Annotated in this window: 1 pseudogene; it reads left to right on the forward strand. The window is 36.9% G+C overall.

The annotated features are described in order from the left end of the window. Positions 1 to 206: pseudogene (locus B3143_RS12920) on the forward strand (hypothetical protein); the annotation flags it as partial.

The raw sequence follows: 206 nt of genomic DNA on the forward strand, positions 1-206 counted from the left end.
GTTTGCAAATGATCGCGCCTCGACGAGTGCAAAAATAACCAACCCTTTTGTGGAATTTGCAATTAAAAATAACGATAAAGCCTCAACTCGGGAAATCGTTGGTTTTCGATTGGGTGCACAAGAAATTTTAGGTTTATTAACTACAGGTATTGCCAATACACAATCTCCTACAGATGGTATTCAATCTTTCAGTGGTTATATGAAAA

Origin of the sequence: Acinetobacter sp. UBA1496, assembly GCF_002324975.1 — a bacterium.
In the GTDB taxonomy this organism is placed as follows: Bacteria; Pseudomonadota; Gammaproteobacteria; order Pseudomonadales; family Moraxellaceae; genus Acinetobacter; species Acinetobacter variabilis.